The organism is Paracoccus benzoatiresistens (assembly GCF_026913015.1).
GTDB lineage: Bacteria > Pseudomonadota > Alphaproteobacteria > Rhodobacterales > Rhodobacteraceae > Paracoccus > Paracoccus benzoatiresistens.
On the sequence record NZ_JAPTYD010000106.1, the window covers coordinates 1 to 6,508 of the forward strand.

5 protein-coding genes are annotated in these 6,508 nt (G+C 63.0%); 3 read left to right on the forward strand and 2 right to left on the reverse strand.

Features of this window, described 5'->3' with window-relative positions:
- Positions 1 to 663 precede the first annotated feature (663 nt).
- Together OU682_RS23165 and OU682_RS23170 are read left to right on the forward strand one after the other, a co-directional pair.
- On the forward strand, positions 664 to 1,050 hold the full coding sequence (locus OU682_RS23165) for a hypothetical protein (protein WP_268944548.1): 387 nt from the start codon (positions 664 to 666) through the stop codon (positions 1,048 to 1,050).
- A 247-nt stretch (positions 1,051 to 1,297) separates the two neighbouring features.
- On the forward strand, positions 1,298 to 4,528 hold the full coding sequence (locus OU682_RS23170; protein WP_268944549.1) for a DEAD/DEAH box helicase: 3,231 nt from the start codon (positions 1,298 to 1,300) through the stop codon (positions 4,526 to 4,528).
- Between the two features lie 104 nt (positions 4,529 to 4,632).
- Here the strand turns inward: OU682_RS23170 and OU682_RS23175 are convergent, their stop codons facing one another.
- Together OU682_RS23175 and OU682_RS23180 are read right to left on the reverse strand one after the other, a co-directional pair.
- Positions 4,633 to 5,262 (reverse strand): nucleotidyl transferase AbiEii/AbiGii toxin family protein, encoded by a 630-nt coding sequence (locus tag OU682_RS23175; RefSeq protein ID WP_268944550.1) that lies wholly within the window; start codon positions 5,260 to 5,262, stop codon positions 4,633 to 4,635.
- 47 nt (positions 5,263 to 5,309) lie between these two features.
- Positions 5,310 to 5,573 carry a hypothetical protein gene (locus tag OU682_RS23180; protein WP_268944551.1) on the reverse strand — a complete coding sequence of 88 codons (264 nt, stop codon included), beginning with the start codon at positions 5,571 to 5,573 and terminating at the stop codon, positions 5,310 to 5,312.
- Positions 5,574 to 5,820: 247 nt separating this feature from the next.
- Between OU682_RS23180 and OU682_RS23185 the strand changes: the two genes are divergently transcribed.
- Positions 5,821 to 6,508, forward strand: a 688-nt coding sequence (locus OU682_RS23185; protein ID WP_268944552.1) for a transposase, incomplete at its 3' end; no start/stop codon positions are given.

Genomic DNA, 6,508 nt, shown 5'->3' on the forward strand with positions numbered 1-6,508 from the left:
ACTGATGAAAGTTTCAGCGCCTTCATTGCTCTCGCCGCAACCGTCATCCGACTCCGGTGAACGTCAACACACCCTAGCTTATGCTATAAAGGCCGGTGGGTCCCCCACCGTCATCTTGTCTGCCGCGGCCAATGCAGCTTCAAGAAAGCAAGGCAGACCGGTTAGGTGGTGATATAAGTGGGCGGCATCGGTCAGGCTGGGCCGGAGTCCAGGCACAGCCTCGGGTTTTCCCGACCCTTGTGCCGATGCTGCAAGCTGCCGGGGTGGATTGGGCGTTGCGGGGCTTGCCCAAGGACAGTGACCACGCCCCGGCTTGAGCGATCTTGGAAAGACGTTGAGTTTCAAGCGTGGCTAGCACGCAGGGCCTACGGCGACCGTCCGGCCGGACATCGCCTTGGCGACCGTGGAGACCGGACCGGCGTTTTGACTGACGCTCGAACAGGACGTGATGAAAAGGAATGCGCCCTGATGTGGTGCAAACGGCCCTAAGCTGACGGACAGGGTCGGCATTGTGCTGCGCCGCAGCTTCCCCAAACTGGCCATTCATGTTCGCTTCAGAAACGCGGGGTAGGAGGGTGCTGGCCGCGATGCGGACGAAGCTGCGGTTCACTGCAACTGCGCTTGAGGTGTTCAGGAACTTCGGCGCGATCGGCAGGCTCCGGCGTGGCGCAGGGTCTCGTCCTGTACCATGACGGCGGCTCGACTTCCATGTCGGGCGATTTCCAGCGCGAGATCCGGTTCCTTGGCATGACCAGTTTGTCCGCCTTCGTTCGCCAGGGCGGGGGCAACGGCGTGCCCGCGCGGGCAATCCGGGCGCTGAAGGAGCAACTCCTCTGGGTCCGGCACCTCGCCACGGTCGACGAACTCCGGCTGGCGCTGGCCGCGTTCGCGGCTCTCCACAACGCCAGTCGGCTGCGCGAGCAGCACGGGCACAGGACGCCCGATCAATCCGCGCGGAGCGGTTGGCCTTTGAAACCAAAGCCACCACGGGGTTCAAGCTGGCGGCATGAACGGCGCACGGCGTTCAAAACCGTGCCCCGATACACTTGAACCAACAGCGCCAGGCAGCATAACCTAAACCGACAAAGCCAGAGCCTACGGAGCAAAATTACGACGCCTGTTCCAAATCATTCGACTATGGACAGTAGACAAGCGTCCCGGCATAGGACGTTGGTGCATGATGCAGTTTGAAGATCAATTCGACTGCCATACGGCAGAGCGTGGCAGGGACTATAGCCGCCGCGGGTTTGTGCGATCCGTCGATCCATTGCCGAACGGGCATCTGCAGGGGCGGGTCGTGAATGATCGGGGTCGGACCTATCAGCAGCATATTGCGGTGCGGGGCGATCTGGTCGAAGGCGTCTGCTCCTGCCCGGTGGGCTACAATTGCAAGCATGTGGCAGCCGTGCTGATCACCTGGAGCGAGCGAGGCTCTCCCGGGGTCGGCACCGGTCTGAGCTTTGAGATGCGCAACTGGCTGCAGAGCCTCGCCACTTATGCCCCGCGATCCGCGCCTGCCGTGGAGCGACCGCAGGACTATCCGGACACGGTCAAGGACCGCCTGCTCTACGTGCTCATGCCCTCCGGATCGCAGGTCAAGATCGACATTTACAAGGGTCGCATCAATGCCGCCGGAACCGGGCTGAACCAGTCCATCCGCCGCCATGACGTTCTACGTGAGATGCGGAGCATCGCCCCTGCAAAGTTCATCCGCCCCCTGGATCTCGAACTGCTCGCCGCCCTGGCCCAGACGCGGCTCTGGGAGGCACCCTACAGCTATGGTCTCCCTGAACTCCTGCGACCACGCGGAGAAGAGGTGACCGCCCTTTTGCGCAGGCTATGCGACAGCGGCCGGTTCCTGCACGACAATGCGCCGGAGGCGCACCTCCGCTGGTCCGACCACCTTCCTGATGCCCGGCTCGGTTGGCGGATGACGGCGGATGGCAACCAGCACCTGGGCTTCGAGGATGAGGACGGGCAGGCACTCGAACTCCTGACGCTCGGAGAGGCCACGATCTGGCTTGACCGGCAAGGCGGTCTCATGGGTCGTATGGCCCGAGCGGTCGATAATGCGGCGCTGCGGATCGTCACCTCCGGCCCGACCGTTTCGTCGCAGGAGGCCGAGGCTCTCGGCGCGGCCCTGCCCGAGGCGGTCGCGGGGATGTCCCTGCCGCCCCCGCGCAAGACGCGGCGGATCAAGCGCGCGGCACAGGCGCGCTGCGCCCGGCTGACCTTGGGGGCCGAGCAGGCGAAGGACGGTCCGCATCGTTGGGGCAACAGCCTGCTGCTGCCGACGCTGAGCTTGCGCTTTGCCTATGACGGAATTGAGGCCCCGGAGGATGGCACGGATCCGCGCCTTGTCGTGGCCGGGGAGGTGGTCAGCCTGACCCGGGACCATGAATGGGAAGCCTCCTGTAGGACCCGACTGCTGAACGCAGGTGCCCTTCCGGTCGAGGAGCTGGAATTCCACTGGCCGGGTGAGCGGATGCTGGGCTGCGATTTCACCTTCGCCGATGGCGAGATGAGCCCGCACACCCTTCGGATGACCGAAAAACGCGACGCATTGCACTTCGCCTTCGGTCTCCTGCCGGCGCTTCGCGGCGAAGGCTGGGAGATCAACGAGACGGCGAAATGGCCCTATCGCCTCAGCCCCGAGGCCGCTTCCCTTTCAGTCTCCACTCAGGCGGAAAGGGGTGAGGCTTTCCAAGGTCACGACTGGTTCTCGCTGGGCTTCACCGCCGAGATCGGCGGCCGGTCTCTCGACGTCGCCCCCTTGCTGGCCGCCTGCCTCGAGCAAATCCGTGAGGATTGGAAGGAGGTGCCGGATGCCGAGACCCTCAGGCAGCAGCTTTCCGTCCGGCCGATCTATCTCGACCGGGGCAAGAACGGCTATGCGGCGCTGGATCTCTCACCCTTGGCACCGCTTCTCCATCTCTTCCTGAGCCATCATGCCGAACTGGGCGCCCTGCATCCCACTGATGCCGTGGTCGCGCGACTTGCGGAAGAGGCGCTGGACGGAAGCACGGTGCGGTTCTCGGACCATGCCGGCATCCTGCCCCTCGCCCGACATCTCGAAGCCTTGGCCAAGGGCGAAAACCTGCAAGCACCAGCCGGACTGAAGGCGCATTTGCGACAGTACCAGGCTTTTGGCGCGGCATGGATGATCGGGCTGCTGGGTGCCGGGTTCGGGGCGGTGCTGGCCGATGACATGGGCTTGGGCAAGACGGTCCAGACGCTGGCACTGCTGCAGGCCCGGCGCGAGGCCGGCACCGAGGGCGCGGCGCTCCTGATCGTGCCGACGAGCCTGCTGCATGGCTGGCAGGTCCAGGCCGCGCAATTTGCACCGGAGCTGCGCCTGCTGATCCTGCATGGCCCGGATCGTAAGGCGCTGCGCGAGCTGCTCGACCAGGCCGATCTTGTTATTACCACCTATCCCCTGCTGGCACGGGATCGCGACTGGCTGGCCGGGCAGCAATGGCCGCTGGTCATTCTGGACGAGGCCCACACCCTGAAGAACCCGGCATCGCAGTTGGCCAAGGCCCTGCGGGAGATCCCGGCCCAGGGGCGCATCGCCCTGACTGGCACGCCGATGGAGAATTCACTCCAGGATCTCTGGACTCTGTTCGACTGGGTGGTGCCCGGGCTTCTGGGCGACCGGAAGCGCTTCCAGGCCCTGTTCCGCACCCCGATCGAGAAACATGGCGATGCCAGCGCACAGGCCCGTCTGAACCGCCGCCTGCGCCCCTTTCTTCTGCGCCGCACCAAGGAGGAGGTGGCCGCGGAACTGCCGCCGCGCACCGAGATACTCGACCTGGTGATCCTGCCCAAGGCGCAGCAGGGGCTTTACGAAACGGTGCGCAGCGCCATGGACCAGCGTGTGCGCGAAGCAATCGGCAGCCGAGGGCTCGCCGCCGCGCGGATCACGGTGCTTGACGCGCTTCTGAAGCTGCGGCAGGTCTGCTGCGATCCCGCCTTGGCCAAGACCGGGGCCGCGCGTTCGGTCACCGACAGCGCCAAGCGCGAGCGCCTGCGCGAATTGCTGACCGAGCTCGTGGCCGAGGGCCGCCGGGTCCTGGTTTTTTCGCAATTCGTCGAGATGCTGCGCCTGATTGAGGCCGATTTGAGCGAAGTCGGAATTGCCAGCCTCAGCCTGACCGGCGAGACACGCGACCGCGCCGCCGTTCTGGAGGCCTTCGCGCGCGGGGGTGCCCCGGTCTTCTTGCTCAGTCTCAAGGCCGGAGGCGTGGGGCTGACACTGACCGAGGCGGATACCGTGATCCTGTTCGATCCTTGGTGGAACCCGGCAGTCGAGCGCCAGGCCATGGATCGCGCCCATCGGATCGGCCAGACGAAGCCGGTCTTCGTCCATCGTCTTGTCGCCGCCGGAACGGTCGAGGAAAAGATCTTGGAACTCCAGGCGAGAAAGCAGGCCCTGGCCGACGCCCTGTTCGACGAGAGCAGCGACAGCAGCTTGCTGGTCCTGGACGGGGCCACGCTGCAGGATCTCTTCGCACCTTTGAACGGCTGAAATGATCCGCCGAATGAACACCTTGCACGAACTGGAATACGGTGACCCATGTGGTCCCGTTGTTTTGTTCTTTTTGTCGGAGCGGCGTAACGGAGCGCCGGTCGTCAGCTTGTCTCGCCAGCCACCCGCTGCAGCACCCTGCAAGCAACATCTTGCGCAGTCAGATAAAGATCCTGGTAGTCTGGATGTGCCATCAGCCGGCTCATCACCGTTCGAGCCAGGTCGGGATTCATCCCGCGAGCCACCTTCAAGGCCACGCCACTGGCCTCGGCCAAAGGCTTCAGTGAGGTAACGAGAGCATCCTCGCCAAGCACCACAGCGGCGGCGGCAATATCGAACATATCGCGAGGTTGCAGCGTTGCACCGCGGAAGACGATCTTCTTTCCGAGTATTTCCGCCGGCGTTTCGCGATTGACCTCCCTACCATTGACGATTGCCCGTTCAAAAGGGTGATCTGTAACCGCAGGACAGCAGATGAAATCGACCTCGCCCACCCCCTCAAAGACGATCTTGAGGGCCCTTGTTCCATCTGTCTCGTAGCCGCTTGGAACGAGGCTGAGCTCGAACCCCTGGGTCTCGGGGTTCAAAAAAGGCAGATATTGTGCATCACTGACAAATAGGTCGATATCGTGACTATCGCGGTGCCCGATCTGCAGCATGAGGGCAGTGCCACCACCGAACGTCCAGTCGTTCATGGCAATGCCAATTGCATTCGCTTGATCGACGATCGCCATTGCCTGGTCGAAAAGCTCGGGCCACCGGCTCGGGGTGGGGGTATTCATCAGGATGCGAGCGGAAGCCTGTAACCGGCAAGGTCAGAAAATTTCCTCGCTACCAAGGCAACCTTTTCCGGGTCGACGGCCATTGCATCAATGAAGGCATGCTGCAGGTTCAGAGATACTTCCGACAGGAATGCAAAGGTCGCAGGGTCGCAGACGACAGCACTCTCGGGATCGGCAATGCTGGCCGCCAGCTGGGCAGGCGTTACCGCCACGCTATAGGGCGCGTTCACGGTCGCCATGACTTTCGACAGGACGGGAAGCATCTGTCCAACCTGTTGCCAGCAGAAACGCTTATTAGATAGTCCGAGAAGGCAAAAAATCAATACTGCCTTAGGGTTCAACCAAGACGTGGCTTTCCGTCATGCTGCAGAGGAGGCGGAGCAGGACCCAGGTGAGATCGGCTCGGCTGTCGTTGGAGTAATGAGCGAAAGTTGGTGATGCCCTGAGGGGCGGCATATCATGGCGGTGTTCACGCGCCGTCAATTCTCAGCCGAGAAAGGGATATGCCACATGCCAGAGAATACCATCACCCAACTCCCCGATCCATCGGGATTTAGCGCCGATGCATTCACCGACGTTCTCCGCAATGGCGCGCGCAAGCTGATCGAACAGGCAATCCACGCCGAGCTGGCCACGCTCATGGCCGCCTTTTCCAAGGAGAAGCTTGAGGATGGGCGTGCGCGCCTGGTGCGCCATGGACACTTACCCGAACGCGAGGTGATGACCGGCATTGGCCCCGTGCCGGTGAAAGTGCCGCGGGTGCGAGACCGCAAGCCCGGGGAGGACAAGATCACCTTCACGCCCAGCATCCTGCCGCGATACCTGCGCAAGGCGAAATCAGTGGAGGAGTTGCTGCCCTGGCTTTATCTCAAGGGGGTCAGCACGGGGGACTTCAGCGAAGCCTTGGCAGCGCTTCTTGGCCCCAATGCCAATGGGCTTTCCGCCAAGACGATCACGCGGCTGAAGGCGGATTGGTGGAACGACTATGAGGCTTGGCAAAGGCGCGACCTGAGCCATCGGCGCTTTCTCTACATCTGGGCCGACGGGGTGTATTTCAAACCGCGCATGGCTGAGGAAAGGCAATGCGTTCTGGTGATCGTCGGGGCCGATGAATATGGCCACAAGGAGCTTCTGGCGATGATCGACGGCTTCCGCGAAAGCACCGAGAGCTGGCGTGAGCTTTTGCTCGATCTGAGGC

Excerpts from the sequence above, each read along its gene's own strand:
- OU682_RS23175 (WP_268944550.1), bottom strand. The coding sequence starts at position 5,262 with ATGGCGATCGTCGATCAAGCGAATGCAATTGGCATTGCCATGAACGAC.
- OU682_RS23180 (WP_268944551.1), bottom strand. The coding sequence starts at position 5,573 with ATGCTTCCCGTCCTGTCGAAAGTCATGGCGACCGTGAACGCGCCCTAT.